Below are 15,980 nucleotides of genomic sequence, written 5' to 3'. Positions count from 1 at the left end.
CGCTAAATTTCCGCCTCCGCGCAGTTAGCTTGCACACCACTGAAGGCACTGTCAGCTACGATTTTGAATCCGATCTCACGGTTCTTGAAGGCCCCACGGGCGTCGGTAAGACGACTCTTCTGGAATTGATCAGGTACGGCTTCGCTGCTGGAGAGCCTCGACTTGCCACAGTCGCAACAGAGGCTGTGAATGATGTTGCAATTGATATTGCTGTCGGCGCAGACGAGTATCTCATCACGCGCAGTCTTGATGCAGCAAAGAGTAAAAATGTGCGCATCGTCGATAAGCGCACCGGCGAACGTCTTCCTGACCTTCCTGTCGATGGAGAGTCAAGTCTCAACACATTCTTCCTGGCAAAGCTAGGGCTCCCTGATGATATCAAGGCCCCGGCGCAGAAGGGAAAGAGCAGTAAGCCTGGAAGTCGAGTGACGTTCGGTGACATTTTTAAATTTATCTACATCCCGCAGTATGCCATCAACCGGGACATCGCAGACAGCCGGGAAGGCTACTATGACCCGAAGAGAAAAGCGGTATTCGAGCTGCTTTTCAAGCTGACTGACCCCGAGATTCTTTCCATGCAATCGCGAGTGAATGTGTTGAACGGGGAGATTGACGGCGCAGACGTGCATCTGAAAACAATTCTAGAGTTTTTGCATGATAGCAATACCAGCAGTCGAGAGGAAGTCGAACAACAGCTTCAGGAAGCTATAGATGCCCAAGAGGCCGCCCAAGATGAATTGAACTCTCTCCGAGAAGAACTTGATCCCGTAATCGACCGACAAACTCAAGCCTATCGTGATCTTCTAACGGATGCCGAGCGATCTTTGGCTGATGCTCGCGCTACCGTGCAAGACCTTGTCCGCGAACGTGATGAAATCGGCTTGGAAGAGCGGAGGGTCAAGGCTGATCACGCCCGCCTCGAACGTATGCGAGACGCCGGCGCTCGACTAGCCAACATCGAATTTTCCGTGTGTCCTCGGTGCATGCAGTCTTTGAGTAATCGCCCTGTCGAGGAAGACAGGTGCCGCCTGTGCTTGCAACCGGATCCAGTTTCACCCGAGCGTGCTGCTGATAGCTACGAGCTTCAGCAGCTTGAGCAGCAACTTGCCGAAATGGATGCGCAGAGGGAAGCGACAGAGCAGCAGTTCGAGAAAGCTCAGCGTGCCATCGTTGACCGTGAGTCGCTGATTAAGCATCTTACTGAGACGCTGGAAGCACGGACCTCGCAGCGCGTTACTCCTAGACTGCAGGCATTCAGTGATGCATCGGATCGTATGGCCACCGCCCGTACGCGACAGGAAAACTTTGAGGTAGCGCTCCAGCAGTGGGACCGTGTCGAAGACATTGCGGTACAAGTCAGGGAGCTCCGGGCAGAGCAGGATAGGCTGAAGGCAAGCATCGCGACGCGCAAGGCCACCTTGGCTATCCATAGAAACTCTGTATTCGCTCGGATCGAAGAAGAGTTCCGTGAGACTGTGACCAACCTCAGCATTGCTACAGTTGAATCCGCCGGATTCGACCGAGAGAACTACCTGCCGATCATCAACGGAAAGGTCTTCACCAAGACCCTGATGAGTGGTGGAGGTTCGATGACGGCGACTCAAATTGCCTACTGGGTTTCGCTCGTCAGCGTGGCGCGAGAAATGGACACCCGGTACCCGTCCATGCTCATCATCGACGGGCCTAGGTTGGCACTAAATACGGCAACCGAAACTTGTGCCGCAATTTACAAGCGACTCCTCAAGGCAGTTGAAGATGATCCCGGTGCTGTTCAGTTCCTAGTCTCTGACAACGAACTTCCAGACGACTACGAGGACGACTTCACACGCATCAAGTTCGACTACCAAAACCCGACTGTCGCGACAATTCGACATCCAGGTGAAGGGCAAGTAGACGTAATCGCCTCAGCTGATGAGTGATTGCTTGGCCAGAAAGGCGATGACGACATGCTTGAAAACCACCGCGACGCTAGCTATTTCGTCCCATCGCGACCGTCCTGTGACATGGGGCGCTTTCCATAGCTTGACGTTATGCCTGTGCTCCCCAATGCTTCCGGTCAGTAAGCAAAAGGATCCCCGACGCGCTCTCTGCGATGTAAAGGTGCAGCGGCATGCGGAAGGCACCATGGCTGAAAACTATCGGCGCTGGTCGGCGATCAGCTCAAGGTAGCGGGCGTACTGGGTGTCGGCGATCTGGCGGTTGCGGACGAGACTTCCTTCTTCCATGCGGTAGGTGCGCTCGGGGTCACCCTTGAAGGAGAGCCAGTTGAAGGACGTGGTCACCCAGACATCGTCGTAGACGAGAACCTTGGCGTGGGTGCTCTTCAGGCGTGTGAAGCTGAGTTTGTCGCGGTAGCGGTCGGCGAGGTTGGTGAGTTTGCGGACGGAGGCTGGGTCGGTCTTGGTGTCGTTCTCCTCGTAGCCGTAGGCAATGTCCACTTTGACGCCCTGTTTGACCCGTCGTTCGAGTTTACCGAGGAAGTCGGTGGTGATGATCGCGTTCTTGATCCACGGTGAGATGATCAGGATCCGGCGGCGAGCATTGGTGAGGGCGTCGTCGAGGACGTCCGGGTGCTCGAAGACGCCGATGGCTCGGATCTCGTCTGCCTGTGGCTGCTGAACTGCTGGCGGACCAGGCGTGGGGGCGTAAGCGCCGAGCTGGAATGCGGCCTGTTCTGCACGCTGCTGGGTGACCTCGTGCAGCGGCACGCGGGCCTTTTCAAGGTCGGGGTCCAGGAGAGGGCGTTCGGGGGGCGGCGCGACGGTGATGCCGAGGGCCTTGGCACCACCGTGGCCGATGAGGGCGAGTTCGTGGGCCTGACTGAGTTCGCCGTCGACGACGATGCCGACTTCGACGTCGGTACGGTCCGCGTCGGCGTACACCAGGAGTTTGACCGGCAGAACACGGCGGGCCGGGGCCTGGGAGATGCCTTTGACCTGGAGGACTTCGCGCTTGTTGTTGCCGTTCTCGCGGAGCAGAGTGGTGATTTCGGCTGCGGTGACGTCGCCGTCGTTGACGGGCCCGGACTGTGCCACGGGCAGCATGAGCAGGCCGTTTTCCTCGGCCTGTCCGCGCGGGATGGTGGTGCGGCGGTCGTAGGGGGCTACTTTCCACAGCATCTGGTCGTAGACGAGAGGCTGGTTGACCCGCACGGGCGCTATCGCGGCGGCCCTCTGAGCGGTGAGATGACCCTTGTCGGTGAGACGTAGGCCGGGGGCCCGGCCTACGTCTGCGGCGGTGGGGCGGGCCCATTTGAGGTCGTCCGAACCGAACAGCACGGCGACGGTCCGCTCGACCATGTTTTCGGGCAGGCCGAGCAGGCCGGCGATGCCACGCGCGCTGCTCACGTTGTGCTCGACCAGCCGCAGTACGAATTCCTCCATGAGCGGGAGGTCCTTGCTGTCCTGGGCGAGGACCTCGGCGGTGATCCGGGCGACGGGCAGCGCGGCGTCGGCGATCTGGATGAGTTCGAGTCCGGGACGGGTGTTGTGGAAGCGGAGGGCCAGGAGGCTGTCGTCGCCGAAGGCGGGACTAGAGGTAGGCATTGCGGATCTCGCAGTCTTCCGGGTGGCCGCTCATGTAGTCGAGGACGTCGCGTAGGGCGCCTGGCTTGCTGCGGCAGAAGCCGGCGTCGCCGACGATGATCAGGCCGTAGCGGGCGCGGGAGAGTGCGACGTTGATACGGCGCCAGTAGGGCTGGCCGAGGAATCCGAAGCGGCCGCTGACGTTGCTGCGGGTCACGGAGAACACGACGAGATCGCATTCTCGGCCCTGTACCGCGTCGACGGAGAGTACTTCTGGAGCGATGTGCTTGAGCCTCAGGGAGGCTAGGCGCTTGGTGAGTTCGTCGACCTGGCGGCCGTAGGGGGCGATCAGTAGGACGTCGAGGCGCTTGCCGTCGGGAGTCTTGATCACCCCCTTGTCGATGGCCCGGTCGATGACTTCCAGGCGTCGCATCGCGAGCTGGCCCTCAAGACGGTTGGAGATGCTGGTCTGCGCGGCGGACTGCTCATCCTCGCGGCGGTTCGGCAGGGCGCTGGTGTCCAGCCAGAGGACGGGTTTGTTAACCGTGCTGTAGCCGGGAAGGACATGGTCGTTCGGCGAGATCAGTTTGTTGTCGTAGAAGCAACTGCTGATCATGTTGCCGATAGCCGGGGTCATCCGGTACTGCTCGCGCAGCAGGTGTTTGACGGGTGCCTTGGTGGAGTTGGCGAAGTACTGGAACAGGGTGGTCTTCACCAATTCGGGGATGAGCTGGTGGTCGGCCATGATCTTTTCGTCGCGCAGCAAATCCTCATCGATGGGGGGCAGCTGGTTGGTGTCACCGACCAGCACCCACCGCTTGGCCCTGGCCATCGGCACCAGCGCCTCGGTCGCAGTTGCCTTGGACGCCTCGTCGAAGATGCACAAGTCGAATTCGAGATCCCGGGCCGCCGGGTGGCCGAAGAAGCCGAGCGCGGTCCCGCCGATAACGCGCCGGGTGCGCAGGAAGCCAGCGATCAGGTTCTGGTCGGTGCCGATACGCTGGAGCCATTCGCCCTGCAGGCTCAGCAGGTGCATCAGTTCCCGGCCGGGTCCGGCCGGGCCAAGGAGTACCTCGACGACGTCGCGGGCGTCTGCGGCGCTCATTTCCTCGCGGAGGGTGAGTTCGCCGTCGAGCATGGTCTGCACGTCAGCGAACAGCTCCGCTCTCTGTTCGAGGAGTTGTTCTCGGCGGGCCCGGGTGGTGACGACTTCCTCGCCGAGTTCCCTGGCGGAGGTGGTGCGCTCAGGCACAGGCTGGTTCGCCAGCTCGTCGAGTCGGGTTGTGACGTGGGCGAGGTTGGCGGCCACCGCGGCGAGTTCTTCCAGAGCCAAGGCCGCCTTGAGGTGGCTGGGCTGCTGGCCGCTCTTGGCAGCCACGTTCTCCAAATGTCGTTCTGCGCGCGTGCGGACGCCCTGGGTCCACTTCTTAACTTGCCGATCGAGCAGTAGCGGCTGGGCGCTTTCGGCGACGCGCGGATCGTCGACGCGGCCGAGGCGGACGAGTTCGGTGATGCCAGCGTCTTCAAGGCGCTTGAGTGCGTTGTCGATGGCGATGTGGGTCTGGCTGACGATGAGGATCCGGGCGGTGGGGTGCCGGCTGAGGGTTTGCTCGACGATCTCAGCGATCACGGTGGTCTTGCCAGTACCGGGTGGTCCCTCGACGAGCAGCAGGTCCTGAGTGCCCAGGGCGTGGGCGACGACGTCTCGTTTGCTCTGGTCGAGATCGGCGCGGACCCAGGTGGTGACTTCGGTGGGCGGGCCGACCTCAAGGACCGTGGGGTTGTCGATGATCTGCCGCAGGTCGGGATTGGCGGTCTGGCCGGCGGCGACCGCGGTGAGCGCGTCGCGCTGCCGGTTAATCGCATTCTGGCTGGGTCCGAGGAAGGGCAGCAGCACACCCCGAGCGGGCAGGACGGCCTGGGGACGCGTCATCCGCAGGACGACGGTGTCGTCGGTGCGGTTGGTGATCTCGCCACGGTCGATGGGCCGGCTGTAGGGGTACTCCGAGACTGACCACTCTTCGCCAATTTCTGCGGTGGTGTCGGGCGCGGCCAGATGGAAGACCCGGGTACGGCCGCCGCCTTCCATCCGCTCGTACTGGATCGGCTGCCGTCCGTTGGCCGCCGCCTCCTCACGGGCTTCCAGGACGCGGCGCCAGCCGTCGAACAGGTCGCCGAGCTGCTGGCGCTTGCCCTCCTTAGCCAGGGTCTCGCGCGCGTCCAGTTCCGCGTTGAGGCTGTCCAGCAGCAGGTTGAGGCCGTCGTACGCCGGGTCCTCACCCGGGTCGTTGAACGTCCAGGTGAGGATGGGGCCGAGTTTGAGGGCGGACGCACGGCGCTTGGCCATCCATTCCTCTGCTCGTTCCTCAGCCGAGACGACTACGCACCGGTCGCGTTGATCCTCGTCGTTGACCAGGCGCAGAAACAGACTCTGGCCGAACACCCGCACCGTGCCGGTGTCGACCTCGTCGCTCTGCGCGTTGTAGCCGTAGTCGACGTGAACGGTGCCGGAGATGTCCGCCAGCACCGTGTTCTTCACCGCATCCCAGTCGATCTCTTCTCCGGCCGGGGTGGTGCTGAGGCTTTCGGCCGCGCGACGGGTCATCTTCAGCCAGAGCGCGTTGCGTTGGCGGGCATCACGGTTCTCGCAGACCCGCTCGGCCTCCAGGAGCCGGTGTTCTAGGACGATGGCGTTGGCTGGCCGCTTCTTCGGGTCGAAGTCGATGCAGGTTCTGAGGACGTTGCGGATCTCGGTGTCGAGTTCCAGACCGTCGAGTACCGTCGCCAGATCGTGGTAGTCACGTGCCTGGCTGCGGGAGAGGACCTGAATGGCCAGGACCGCGTAGGCGTACACGTCACGCACGTACGGGACCGTCTCGCTCTGCTCAGGCGGCGAATACAGTGCGGACCGGAAGTCCGCGACCGTCTCGTCGGTCACGGCCGCGGCCTTGGATAAGATCTTGGCGATCCCGAAGTCGGCGAGCTTGACCGTGCCGTCACTGGCCAGCAGTACATTTCCCGGCTTCAGATCACGGTGCTCGATCTCCTTCTCGTGGGCATACGCGAGAGCGGAAGCTAGCGGTCCGCCTATACGCGTGAAGTAGGCCGGCCAGTCAAGGGGACGGCCGTCCGCCATCTCGTCCTTGAGGCTGCGGTCAATCCACTCCAGGGTGATGAAGTACCGCTCCAGCCCTTGATCCCAGCCAGAGTCGAGCATCCGCACGATGTGGGGGTGGTTCAGTGCCTTGAGCGCAGAGGTCTCCCGTTCCAGGAAGATCCGAGTGATCGCGTCGTCCTCGCGCTGTTTGAGCAGCTTCACAGCGACGTGGTCACCGCCAGCGCTCTTGATGTCCACGGCCTTGCGGACCTCGGACAAACCCCCCGGGCGGGCTTCCTGAGGGAGCAACAGAAACCGGCCGTTAATCGTCGTCCCCACCCACTGCTCCTTGCTCCCCCGGCTGCCGCGCAGCCCACACAAGCGGCCATCTTGCCAGCGGTCTCCCCTCGGATCAGCAGTTTGTACCGAGACGGTGCGGAGTTGGCGAGTAATGATCCTCGCGGAGTGGTTCTGCGAGAGGACGCTTCCCTTGGCCTACGCAACCGAGTTCTGTGAGGCCCTGGCCGATGCCCTGTGGGGGGCGGATGCCGGCCGACGGCGGAGCTTTCGTCCTGGACGGGGACCTGGATGCCGGGCAGCGGATGCCGGAGGGGCCGCAGACGCCGTGACCTGTCGGATTGAGTTCGCGTACTCGGCCGCCGCTGCCGTCCGTCTGGATGGCAGAGTTGCTCCATGCCCACTTCAACGTCCGTCCAGCACACGGTACTTGTCGGTGCGACCCTCATTCTGACGCTCGGTGCCTGCGGTCAGCAGAGGGCCTCGCACTCGGTGGCCGGAGCTGGAGTCGGCTACAGCGCCTCGCCCAGTGCCCCGGGAGCCTCTCCGTACGTGGAGCCGGGGGCCGGTGACGGCGCTCCGCACTACAACGAGAACAACGCCTACCGGCGAACGGGCGAGATGTCCCCCGCCCATGAGCGGGATGCCGAGCGGGAGGCCGCCCGTATCGAGCCGGTGCTCAAGCGGCTGTGGGAGCAGGGGAAGTGGGACCCCGCGACCGTGCGCGCGGCGCTGCTCGAGCTCGGGTACGAGGAGGGGGACGACGCGCTGACCGTCCGGGAGATGTTCCAGCGTTTCAAGAACGATGAGTACTACACCCCCGAGGGGGCCATGGTCGGCCTGAGGGTCCACCCTGACGCCTGCGTCACCGCGTTCGTGCAGAAGTCCAACTACGGCGTGCAGACCAACGGCCCGTACCTGGAGACAGGCTGCTTCGAGCCTCCCTACGGGCACTGAGCGGACCGAGGAAGAGGAAGGGATCATGCGGTGCCGCACGTGCTGAACCTCTGGCGTCAACAGCTGGGACAAGTACCTGAGTCTGTCTGGCGGCGCACCGAGCTCCAGGTGCTGATCCTCGCGGACAACGGGCTCACCGACCTCCCGTCCGAGATCGGACGGCTGCACCGGCTTGCCACCCTGGACCTCGGCCACAACCACCTCACCTCGGTGCCCGCCGAACTGGGCGACCTGGCCGAACTCAGCGGCTGCCTCTACCTGCACGACAACAAGCTGTCGGAGATCCCGGACTCGCTGGGGAAGCTGACGCGGCTGCGCTACCTCAATGTCGGTGAGAACACGCTCACCGTCCTGCCCGAGGCCATCGGCCGCATGTCCGGACTCATCGAACTCCGGGCGCAGCACAACCGGCTGACCACGCTGCCTGACAGCATCGGGGCCCTCCGCAACCTGCGTGAGCTCTGGCTCCGGGGCAACGCGGTCGAAAGCCTGCCGCCGTCCATTGCCGATCTCCGTGAACTGCGCCACTTGGACCTGAGGGAGAACGCCCTCACCGAACTCCCGGAGACGCTGGTCGGCCTGCCCCGACTGCGCCAGCTCGACGTGCGAAGCAACCGCCTCACGCGGCTGCCGGACTGGGTCGTCGACATGCCCGCGCTGGAGAAACTGGACGTGCGCTGGAACGCCTGCGAGCCCTCGCCGTCGCTGCTGGCCGAACTGGAGCGGCGAGGCTGCGTCGTGCTCTTGTAGACCGGAAAGCTGCTGCTCAGCGGCCCGCCGTGCGTGAGCGATGCGTGAGCGGATGGTGTGGCAGAGGCCGTCACGGCGTGGACTGAGCGCGGAGTGGCACCTGCCCTGACCAGGTGGTTCCGGACGCCGAAGAACAGTCCGGAACCACCCGGCAAGCTATGGCCAGGACTTTTAATCCATTGGTTGTGGGTTCGAGTCCCACAGGGTCTACCGGCGGTGGGCGGGGGTTATGGCCTCTGACCTGCTGTGCAGCGTCTGATTCGACTTTGGTCGGGTTGGGCGCTGCTTTGGTTTCGGGGCCTTGCGTGCCCGAGCGGGCCCAAGGGGGCAGCGCGGCCTGCGTCGACATCACGACCGCACGGACAGCCTCGGAGCGAGCAGTTCCAGCACTTCCTCCCAGCGATACCGGTCGGCCCCACCGCCGGCCTTCGGCCGATGAGGCTCGTACGACCCGATCAGGACGCCCATCTCGCCCAGCCGTTCCAGGCTCTGCCGGTACGCGGGGTGGGCGGCCTGGGCGGAGTTCAGGTACGGCAATACGGCGACTGGTACACCCATGGCGGGTGCTTCGCACAGGATGCCCAGGGCGAGGTTGTCGGAGATCCCGGCGGCCCACTTGTTGACGGTGTTGAAGCTGGCCGGGGCGACCGCGATCGCGTCCGCGGGCCGGGTCGGGCGCGGTTGGTCCGGAGTCCGCCAGGCCGAGCGGATGAGGAGACCGGTCTGCGCCTCGACCGCCTCGACGTCGAGGAAGCCGAGTCCTTGCGGGGTGGCGACGACACCGACGTCCCAGTTCCGTTCGTGCGCTGCGGTGATCAACTTGCCGACGTCGGTGGCGACTCCGGCAGCGCAGACCACGATCTGGAGGAACGGCTTGTCGGGCTGGTCACTCACGCGGGCACTCCCAGTTGGCGACTGAAATGGTGCAGCTCGGGCAGCGCCCGGCGGCGGTCGCGGGCCGCCATGTCGGCGACCAGTTCGCGTACGGCCGGGCGGCGGATGTCCTGGGCCGCACAGCTCTCGGCGATGCGCAGGGCCTGGTAGCCGTCGGCGAGTCTGCCCTGCTGACTGTAGGCGCGGGCGGTCTCCACCCAGAGCGCGGCCCGGCGTTCGGGGACGGGAATGTGGCGCCGCATGAGGGGGCGCGCGGTTTCCAGGGCGATGCCGGCGTCGCCGAAGGAGACGGCAGCGCTGATCTCGTGCAGGGCGACGTTGGTGGGGCTGAAGTTCGCCCAGGCGTCGGGTCGGTCGAAGGAGACATAGCGCGCCACCTCTTTGGCCTCGGTGAGGAAGTCCTGGGTGGTGGCGCGGTCGTCGTTTCTGCTGGCGGCGGTCGCCCCACGGAGCAACAGCAGACCGACCGCTGCCAGGTACCGGGGTGAGCGCTGGTCGTAGGAACCGGTGAGCTGGTCGGCAGTGTGGCGGACCATGTTCACGGCCTGGGCGGTGTGCTTCTCGCGCACGAGGACGTGGGCGTGAACGCGGACACTGGCGGCGAGGACGATGGGATCCTCGGATTGCTCCGCCTCGGCCATGGCCCGACCGGCCGCGAGCCAGGCGTTGCCCTGATCGGCTCGCTTCAGTAGCAGACTCACCGACGTCTGGTACGCGGTGGCGAGCAACCCGGACGCCTCCGCCGAGCCGGATGAGCCGTCGGCGGCATGACGCAGGTCGGCGACACGCCTCCACCCACGCCCAGAGCGGTGACGACCTGTTTCGAACCGCGGCTCATGGTGGCGGCGTCCAGCTGCTTCAGGAAGCGCCGCATGGCTGCCCGGACGGCGAGCACCGCGCCGACGTCGATCAGCAGGCACCCCGCGGCGCCCACCAGCACCTGGCCGTAGGGCAGTTCGAGCGCCGATGCCATCCAGTCCTGGGACTTCGCGTTGCCACTGGAACCCTGGCCGCTACCGGCTGTGTATGCGGCCGTACCCCAGCAGACGAAGGCGTAGAAAAGGGCCCGCCCGGCACCGCCCGTGGACTCTGGACGATGTCACGATGCCGTCCTCTGATCATGGGTGTCGGCCGGCATCTGGTGGCGCAGACGGGCGCAGGTGCGGATGATCAGGCGGGAGACGTACATCTGGGAGATGCCGAGTTGCAGGGCGATGCGGCTCTGTGTCATCTCGCAGAAGAACCTCATGTAGAGGATGTGCCGTTCGCGTTCGGGCAGGGCCCGCAGCAGGGGGCGGAGAGATTCGCGGTCGACGATCCGGTCGAAGCCGGGCTCCATGTCGCCGAGGGTCTCGGTCAGCGGGTTGCCCTGCTCGCTGCGGCCGGGCACGGCGTCCAGGGACAGGGCGGCGAAGCTCGCCGGCGCGCCCTGGCCCAGCCGTACCTCCGCCTCGGTCAGACCGGTGTGCCCGGCGATCTCCGGGACGGAGGGTTCGCGGCCGCCCGGCGCATCGCACTCCTGGGCGGCCAAGCGGACCTGGATGCGTAAGTCCTGTACGTGTCGCGGCACGTGCACGATCCAGAGGCTGTCGCGGAAGTGCCGTTTCACCTCGCCGAGGATCGTCGGTATGGCATAGCTCGGGAAGGCGGTGCCGAGACTCGGGTCGAACCGGTACACCGCCTTGACCAGGCCCAGTTGGGCAACCTGTTTGAGGTCGTCGAAGGTCTCGCCGCGATGGCGGAAGCGCCGGGCCAGCCGCACGGCCATCGGCATCCAGGCGCACACCACCTCCTGGCACAGCGCGGACCTCTCCGGACCCTCAGGGAGGGCGGCGATACGGCGGAACGCGGCGTCGGTGTCCGGGGCGTCGTCGTAGGTGGGTGCGCTGCGGCGGCTCTGCGTGCGGGGGTACGGCATGGGCGCGTGTCTCCCTGATCGGTGGAGTCGCTGTGAAGGCGCCGCAGCGCCCGGCGCAGTTCCTGTTGTACGGGTGCCGGGAGCGTCTCGTCGTTCGTCGTGGCGACCAGTGCCGCGGCCACGTCCCGGAGTTTGACGTTGCAGTGCTGCGACACGTCCACCAGCAGGCCCCAGGCCCCAGGCCCCAGGCCCCAGGCTCCAGGCCCCAGGCCCTGTCGCTGGAGCACGGCGCCAGGGCCATCACCATGCCGCGTGCCTGGTCGATCGCCGCACGACTTACCAGCGCCCGCTCCAACTGCTCATCCCTGGCTCGCAGTTGGGGGATCTCGATGGCCAACACCGGGTTCCCCGTGGACGTCACAGCCGTCGGCAGAGGCTGTTCTTCGCGGGGCGTGGTCAGTTGGTGCATGGTGCGTACCTCACAACGCAGTCCTCACAACGCAGTCGTCGTGCCCATGAGTCGTGCCTATGAACGGTCAGCGGCGGGCCAGTCGCCGTTCCCTGGTCGCACCGGGCCGGTAGGGCAGGCCGTAGTGCTTGAAGATCGCGTCCTGGACGGGGACGAAGAACAGGCGGTGCCGCGTGGGCAGTCCGGTCCGTACCGTCGCCACGGTCGGCTCATCCGAGGGTTGGTGCGTCGCACCCTTGGTCTTCCGCGTAGAGCTGCCGCAACGCATGCCGCAGCGCGCGCCGCATCAGCCGCGAGAGCGGCTCACCCTCCCAAGCGGCGACCACGGCGGCTGCCACGTCCGGAAGTTGGGCATTGCACTGCCGCGCGACGTCCACCAGCAGGCTCCTGGCCGGCCCACGGCGACAGGGGGCCAGGACCATCACCATCCCGCACGCCTGGTCGACGACCGTCCGGCCGGCCAGCACGCGACGGAGCTGATCGTTCTCGGCGCGCAGCGCCACGGCATCCTGGCTCGCCGGGTCCTGCTCCGCTGAGGCTTCGGCCCTCGGATTCCACCAGTCCTTCGGAAGGAAGGCTGTGCGGCGCATGGCATCTGCCTCTCCACGGTTTCCGCGCGTCCGGTACGGCGAAAGCCGTCCCGGAACCTCTGGAGGTCGGGCCGTTCATCGCTCACCCACGCCGTTCATCGCTCACCCACGCCGTTCATCGCTCACCCACGCCGTTCACGGTCCCTGCGGTCCTCGCGCCTCCAGCGCGCCCGGTGCCGACGGCTGTAGCGGCGGTCCCAGCGGTCCTGACGATCCCGGCGGTTCTCGTAGTCCCGGTACTCCCCGAGATCGGAACCGTCACCACGGATCCAGCCGCCACCACCGCGGCCGTGCCGGGTGGCGGCGAAGACCAACACGGCCGCGGCCACCCACCAAAGGGGATTGAGGAAGCCGAGGCCGAACAGGACCACGATGAGGATGAGAAGCAGAACGAACACGGCGGGCCTCCCCGGGGCGGAACAACGCGTCACTGCCGGGGGCCGGGGCCTGTTCCAACAGCGTAGCTCTGCCCAGAGGTTGCGGACAGCGACCCGTGTAACGGTCTGCCAGCCGGAACGAATGGCCACTTGACGCCTGTCGCGGGAGTGCGGCGAGGGGCTAACGTGCGTGGTACGGCCCGAGCCCCCGGCAGCGTTGATCACCTCTCGCGCTCCTTCGGGGGCGCATCTCGCGCATCAGTGCCGGAACCCGTCCCGCCCCCACGGGCCGCTCCCGCACCCGCCGTCGCCACCGGCCCGGCGCGGCATCGATGCGCCCCCGGCGGGCACCTTTCCGTTGTCCGCCGCCTCGCACGCATACCACCGCAGGCGGCACACATGTACGCCCTGATCGTTCCGGCCTCGACTCCCTTCGTCCTCCTCGCCACTGTGCTGGGCCTGTCCTGGTGGGAGGACCGCATCCTGCCGACACCAGAGCCGGTCGAAGCCCTCATCGAGGATCTGTTGGCCCCAGTGGCACCTGCCCGGCTCTCCGAACTCCCCCGTATCGACGCCGCGTTGACACGGGAAGTCGCCGGGCGTTGACTGACGGCAAGGTGTAGGGCTGTGCCGCTCCGGATCGTTCGGGCGGCATTTCCCCTCCCTCGCTTCGCCCGGCCCCCGCGGAACTCAGGAACTTCCCGCGATCCGGAGGCCTGGCAATGATCCTGTGGATCCTTCTCTTTCTGCTGATCCTGGTGGTGTTCGGGTTCGGCTTCACCACGCAGGCTCTTTGGTGGGTCGCCGCCGTACTCCTGGGCGTCTGGATCTTCGGCTTCGCGAGGCGCGGGCGCGGCCGTGGCAGGCGCCGCGGTGGCCGCCGGTACGGCCGTAGCCGCGGGTAGTAGTCCACGCTGGCGCGCTCCTCCGCCCGCAGGAGCCCATCCAGCACCAGAGCAGAGGACAGTCATGAGCATCGGACAGACCATCAAGCACCGGACCCAGGCGTTCAGGGGCCGGGTCACCGAACGCATCGGCCGCACCACCCGCAACAGGCGACTGCAGCGGCACGGCAGGACCGACCGGATCTCCGGAAACCTGAAGCAGTTCGGCGACAGGGCCAAGAACGCCTTCAAGCACTGACCGGCACTGACCCGGGCGGCGCCGTCATCGACCACGAGAGCTCAGTGGGCCAACCGTCACCGCGCAGACCACAGGGCCTTCATCGGCGCGACGGTGTCGGCTGCGGCGGCACGAGTGCCGCCCCTCCGCGGGCCGTAGCCTCCGCCTCCCCGACATGTGCCCATCGGCCGACGGGACGCAACAGTTGTCCCAGCGCCCGGTAGAAGCGGTCCGGCAGGAACGCGGCGTCCGCGATGATCATCGCGCCGGAGAAGAGCGGCAGTCCCATGAGGACGGCGATGCCCAGGTGCATGCCCAACAGCACGGTCAGGACCGGGTACTTGAGCCGTCCGAACAGGACGAACGGGAAGGCGACCTGCACCAGCACGGTCAGATAGCAGGCTACGGCGATCAGCACGTCGTGCTCGTCCGCCACGAGGGAGAGCTCGGGCCAGGGCCGGAACAGGTCGAGGTTCAGGACGTAGTGGAGGGCGGTGCCGTTGCCCCAGGAGGCGCCCTGCACCTTGTAGAGGCCCGCGGATCCGTAGAGGAAGCAGACCTGAGCCGCGATGACGAACATGCCGCAGTTGTGGAGTACTGCCGTCAACGTCCGGCGGGACGCCGCCAGTTGATGTCGGAACTCGCCCGCTCCCGAGCCTTCCGAGCTGCTCTCCCCCTTCCCCGCGGAGGCTCGGCGACGGGTTCTGCGCGCGTCCAGGGACCAGCGTCGGCCGCATGTGGTGAGGACGAGGTACAGGGCCATGAGGAGGATGAGGTTGTCTCCTCCGTCGGTCATGAAGATCGCCCTGGCGTGGAACGACGCCACCACGACCGCGAACAGCACGGACACCACCCGGGTCCGCCAGCCGAGCATGAACAGCGCTGACGTGACGAGGGCCAGTGCGTAGCACGTCTCGAAGTACGGTCGGCTGTCGGACAGGGTGAGGATGCTGGCCCACCCGGTCTGGTCGAACAACTCCCTGGCCAGCTCGGGCGTCCACGGTGACCCGGGCCCCCAGATCTCGTCGCGGTACGGAAACTCGCGCAGCAGGAAGACGAGGTAGAGGAGGCCGTAGCCGATGCGCAGAACGGCCGCGGCGTAGAGGGAGACCGGCCGCTCGGTCAGGACGGTGAGAAACGCACCGACCCGCGCCGGTCCGCGGCGTGGCGGGCCTGCGTCCGCCCCGTCGGGGATACGGGAGACACCTCGGTGCGCAGCGAGTGCCTGCTCAGTTTCCATGGGAGGTCACCTTCCACCAGGGCAGATACCGCGTCTCGACAGGCTTCGGCGCGGCAGCGGACGAGCCGGGGCCGGGCCCCTCGGCCGGCGCGGCGATGGGGATGGTGATCACCCGCAGCTGGACGGACTCGAACGTGCCGTCGCGGTGGTCGGTGATGCGGTCCGCCGCGATGTCGGTCAGGTACTTCTGCATCATCAGCGCCCGCTCCGAGCGGGGCCGGTCGTCACCGCCATGGGTTTCGAGGTACGAACTCCAGGCCCGCCGCAGCATGTTCTGCGCGGTGTGGCTCGGGAAGACGTCGTGCCTCACCGCCGAGTCGTCGACGCCGCTCAGATCGAACCAGCCGCTCACGTGCACCCTGCCGTCCGGGGCGGTGTGCATGGTCCGTGCCGAGATCTGCCGGTTGACCGACTCCGGATCCGGTGCGAAGAGCCGCCAGTTCTGCTCGAACAGGGGGAAGACCCACGCGTTGACCTGCCGGCTGTACTGCTGGGAGAGGGGGTTCGGGGGCGCCACGTGCAGAAACACCAGGAGAACGTGGACCAGGGCTGTCGCCAGGCACAGGGCCACGACGGCGTTCGTCCCCACCCTCAGCAGGAGGGGCGGAGGCTTCGAATTCCCTTGGCGGGGAAGGGTGGTCCCGCCCCGGTCCGGTTCGTCGACGTCCACTGTTTCGATGCTGCTCGGCACGTCCCCACCCAGCCTTTCCGTCCTGGCTTCTCTCACTGTTTCTCCTGAGATTTCGCCAGCGGCGCGCGACGGAATCGACAGCGATTCGTCGCGCGCCGCTCGTCCTGCTCGCCC

The 15,980-nt window shown here is 66.0% G+C and carries 16 protein-coding genes, 1 tRNA gene and 2 pseudogenes; 7 read left to right on the top strand and 12 right to left on the bottom strand.

Annotated features, from left to right (window positions below; all coding sequences use genetic code 11):
* The first annotated feature begins 29 nt into the window (after positions 1-29).
* The gene (locus R6V09_RS01690; protein ID WP_317879511.1) at positions 30-1,919 is read left to right on the top strand and encodes an AAA family ATPase; all 1,890 of its coding nucleotides are present in this window, start codon (positions 30-32) and stop codon (positions 1,917-1,919) included.
* A gap of 216 nt (positions 1,920-2,135) precedes the next feature.
* Here R6V09_RS01690 and R6V09_RS01685 read toward each other — a convergent pair whose 3' ends face one another.
* Positions 2,136-3,545, bottom strand: a complete 1,410-nt coding sequence (locus R6V09_RS01685; protein ID WP_317879510.1) for a hypothetical protein — start codon at positions 3,543-3,545, stop codon at positions 2,136-2,138.
* Positions 3,532-6,960 carry an AAA domain-containing protein gene (locus tag R6V09_RS01680; protein ID WP_317879509.1) on the bottom strand — a complete coding sequence of 1,143 codons (3,429 nt, stop codon included), beginning with the start codon at positions 6,958-6,960 and terminating at the stop codon, positions 3,532-3,534. Before R6V09_RS01680 ends, R6V09_RS01685 begins: the two co-directional genes overlap by 14 nt.
* A gap of 354 nt (positions 6,961-7,314) precedes the next feature.
* On the opposite strand from R6V09_RS01680, the gene R6V09_RS01675 reads away from it, so the two are divergent.
* The 3 genes from R6V09_RS01675 (at position 7,315) to R6V09_RS01665 (ending at position 8,835) form a co-directional block, all read left to right on the top strand.
* A complete protein-coding gene (locus R6V09_RS01675; protein ID WP_317879508.1) occupies positions 7,315-7,875 on the top strand; it encodes a hypothetical protein in 561 nt (186 codons plus the stop codon).
* A gap of 30 nt (positions 7,876-7,905) precedes the next feature.
* Positions 7,906-8,625 (top strand): leucine-rich repeat domain-containing protein, encoded by a 720-nt coding sequence (locus tag R6V09_RS01670; RefSeq protein ID WP_317879507.1) that lies wholly within the window; start codon positions 7,906-7,908, stop codon positions 8,623-8,625.
* A gap of 140 nt (positions 8,626-8,765) precedes the next feature.
* Positions 8,766-8,835 (top strand) — tRNA-Lys (locus R6V09_RS01665).
* 138 nt (positions 8,836-8,973) lie between these two features.
* Here R6V09_RS01665 and R6V09_RS01660 read toward each other — a convergent pair.
* The 8 genes and pseudogenes from R6V09_RS01660 to R6V09_RS01630 form a co-directional block, all read right to left on the bottom strand.
* Positions 8,974-9,519 (bottom strand): flavoprotein, encoded by a 546-nt coding sequence (locus R6V09_RS01660; RefSeq protein ID WP_317879506.1) that lies wholly within the window; start codon positions 9,517-9,519, stop codon positions 8,974-8,976.
* The gene (locus R6V09_RS01655; RefSeq protein WP_442809948.1) at positions 9,516-10,487 is read right to left on the bottom strand and encodes a heavy metal transporter CzcB; all 972 of its coding nucleotides are present in this window, start codon (positions 10,485-10,487) and stop codon (positions 9,516-9,518) included. The genes R6V09_RS01660 and R6V09_RS01655 overlap by 4 nt, the downstream gene beginning before the upstream one ends.
* A pseudogene (locus R6V09_RS54510) lies at positions 10,448-10,540 on the bottom strand (DUF1206 domain-containing protein); the annotation flags it as partial. The pseudogene R6V09_RS54510 and the gene R6V09_RS01655, both read right to left, overlap by 40 nt.
* Positions 10,541-10,618: 78 nt before the next feature.
* Positions 10,619-11,437 carry a SigB/SigF/SigG family RNA polymerase sigma factor gene (locus R6V09_RS01645; RefSeq protein WP_317879505.1) on the bottom strand — a complete coding sequence of 273 codons (819 nt, stop codon included), beginning with the start codon at positions 11,435-11,437 and terminating at the stop codon, positions 10,619-10,621.
* Positions 11,340-11,846, bottom strand: coding sequence for an ANTAR domain-containing protein (locus tag R6V09_RS54405; RefSeq protein ID WP_327094573.1), 507 nt, complete (start codon positions 11,844-11,846; stop codon positions 11,340-11,342). The genes R6V09_RS01645 and R6V09_RS54405 overlap by 98 nt, the downstream gene beginning before the upstream one ends.
* 67 nt (positions 11,847-11,913) lie before the next feature.
* Positions 11,914-12,063, bottom strand: a pseudogene (locus tag R6V09_RS01640) (PRC-barrel domain containing protein); the annotation flags it as partial.
* Positions 12,056-12,436 (bottom strand): ANTAR domain-containing protein, encoded by a 381-nt coding sequence (locus R6V09_RS01635; protein ID WP_317879504.1) that lies wholly within the window; start codon positions 12,434-12,436, stop codon positions 12,056-12,058. The gene R6V09_RS01635 and the pseudogene R6V09_RS01640, both read right to left, overlap by 8 nt.
* Before the next feature lie 122 nt (positions 12,437-12,558).
* Positions 12,559-12,834: a hypothetical protein gene (locus tag R6V09_RS01630; RefSeq protein WP_317879503.1), complete on the bottom strand. Its 276-nt coding sequence runs from the start codon at positions 12,832-12,834 to the stop codon at positions 12,559-12,561.
* Between the two features lie 378 nt (positions 12,835-13,212).
* Here R6V09_RS01630 and R6V09_RS01625 point away from each other — a divergent pair, with 378 nt between their 5' ends.
* The 3 genes from R6V09_RS01625 to R6V09_RS01615 all read left to right on the top strand — a co-directional run bounded on the left by R6V09_RS01625 (position 13,213) and on the right by R6V09_RS01615 (position 13,956).
* Complete coding sequence (locus R6V09_RS01625) at positions 13,213-13,419, top strand: hypothetical protein (protein WP_317879502.1); 207 nt, start codon at positions 13,213-13,215, stop codon at positions 13,417-13,419.
* Positions 13,420-13,535: 116 nt separating this feature from the next.
* On the top strand, positions 13,536-13,718 hold the full coding sequence (locus R6V09_RS01620; RefSeq protein ID WP_317879501.1) for a hydrophobic protein: 183 nt from the start codon (positions 13,536-13,538) through the stop codon (positions 13,716-13,718).
* A gap of 64 nt (positions 13,719-13,782) precedes the next feature.
* On the top strand, positions 13,783-13,956 hold the full coding sequence (locus R6V09_RS01615) for a CsbD family protein (RefSeq protein WP_317879500.1): 174 nt from the start codon (positions 13,783-13,785) through the stop codon (positions 13,954-13,956).
* Positions 13,957-14,035: 79 nt separating this feature from the next.
* Here R6V09_RS01615 and R6V09_RS01610 read toward each other — a convergent pair whose 3' ends face one another.
* Positions 14,036-15,175, bottom strand: a complete 1,140-nt coding sequence (locus R6V09_RS01610; protein WP_317879499.1) for an HTTM domain-containing protein — start codon at positions 15,173-15,175, stop codon at positions 14,036-14,038.
* A complete protein-coding gene (locus tag R6V09_RS01605; RefSeq protein ID WP_317879498.1) occupies positions 15,165-15,866 on the bottom strand; it encodes a DUF5819 family protein in 702 nt (233 codons plus the stop codon). Before R6V09_RS01605 ends, R6V09_RS01610 begins: the two co-directional genes overlap by 11 nt.
* Positions 15,867-15,980: the final 114 nt, after the last annotated feature.

Source organism: Streptomyces sp. W16, assembly GCF_033194735.1.
GTDB lineage: Bacteria > Actinomycetota > Actinomycetes > Streptomycetales > Streptomycetaceae > Streptomyces.
This window is presented reverse-complemented; position numbering and strand designations above follow the sequence as displayed.

Excerpts from the sequence above, each read along its gene's own strand:
- R6V09_RS01610 (WP_317879499.1), bottom strand. The coding sequence starts at position 15,175 with ATGGAAACTGAGCAGGCACTCGCTGCGCACCGAGGTGTCTCCCGTATC.
- R6V09_RS01620 (WP_317879501.1), top strand. The coding sequence starts at position 13,536 with ATGATCCTGTGGATCCTTCTCTTTCTGCTGATCCTGGTGGTGTTCGGG.
- R6V09_RS01645 (WP_317879505.1), bottom strand. The coding sequence starts at position 11,437 with ATGCCGTACCCCCGCACGCAGAGCCGCCGCAGCGCACCCACCTACGAC.
- R6V09_RS01625 (WP_317879502.1), top strand. The coding sequence starts at position 13,213 with ATGTACGCCCTGATCGTTCCGGCCTCGACTCCCTTCGTCCTCCTCGCC.
- R6V09_RS01635 (WP_317879504.1), bottom strand. The coding sequence starts at position 12,436 with ATGCGCCGCACAGCCTTCCTTCCGAAGGACTGGTGGAATCCGAGGGCC.
- R6V09_RS01675 (WP_317879508.1), top strand. The coding sequence starts at position 7,315 with ATGCCCACTTCAACGTCCGTCCAGCACACGGTACTTGTCGGTGCGACC.
- R6V09_RS01615 (WP_317879500.1), top strand. The coding sequence starts at position 13,783 with ATGAGCATCGGACAGACCATCAAGCACCGGACCCAGGCGTTCAGGGGC.
- R6V09_RS54405 (WP_327094573.1), bottom strand. The coding sequence starts at position 11,846 with ATGCACCAACTGACCACGCCCCGCGAAGAACAGCCTCTGCCGACGGCT.
- R6V09_RS01685 (WP_317879510.1), bottom strand. The coding sequence starts at position 3,545 with ATGCCTACCTCTAGTCCCGCCTTCGGCGACGACAGCCTCCTGGCCCTC.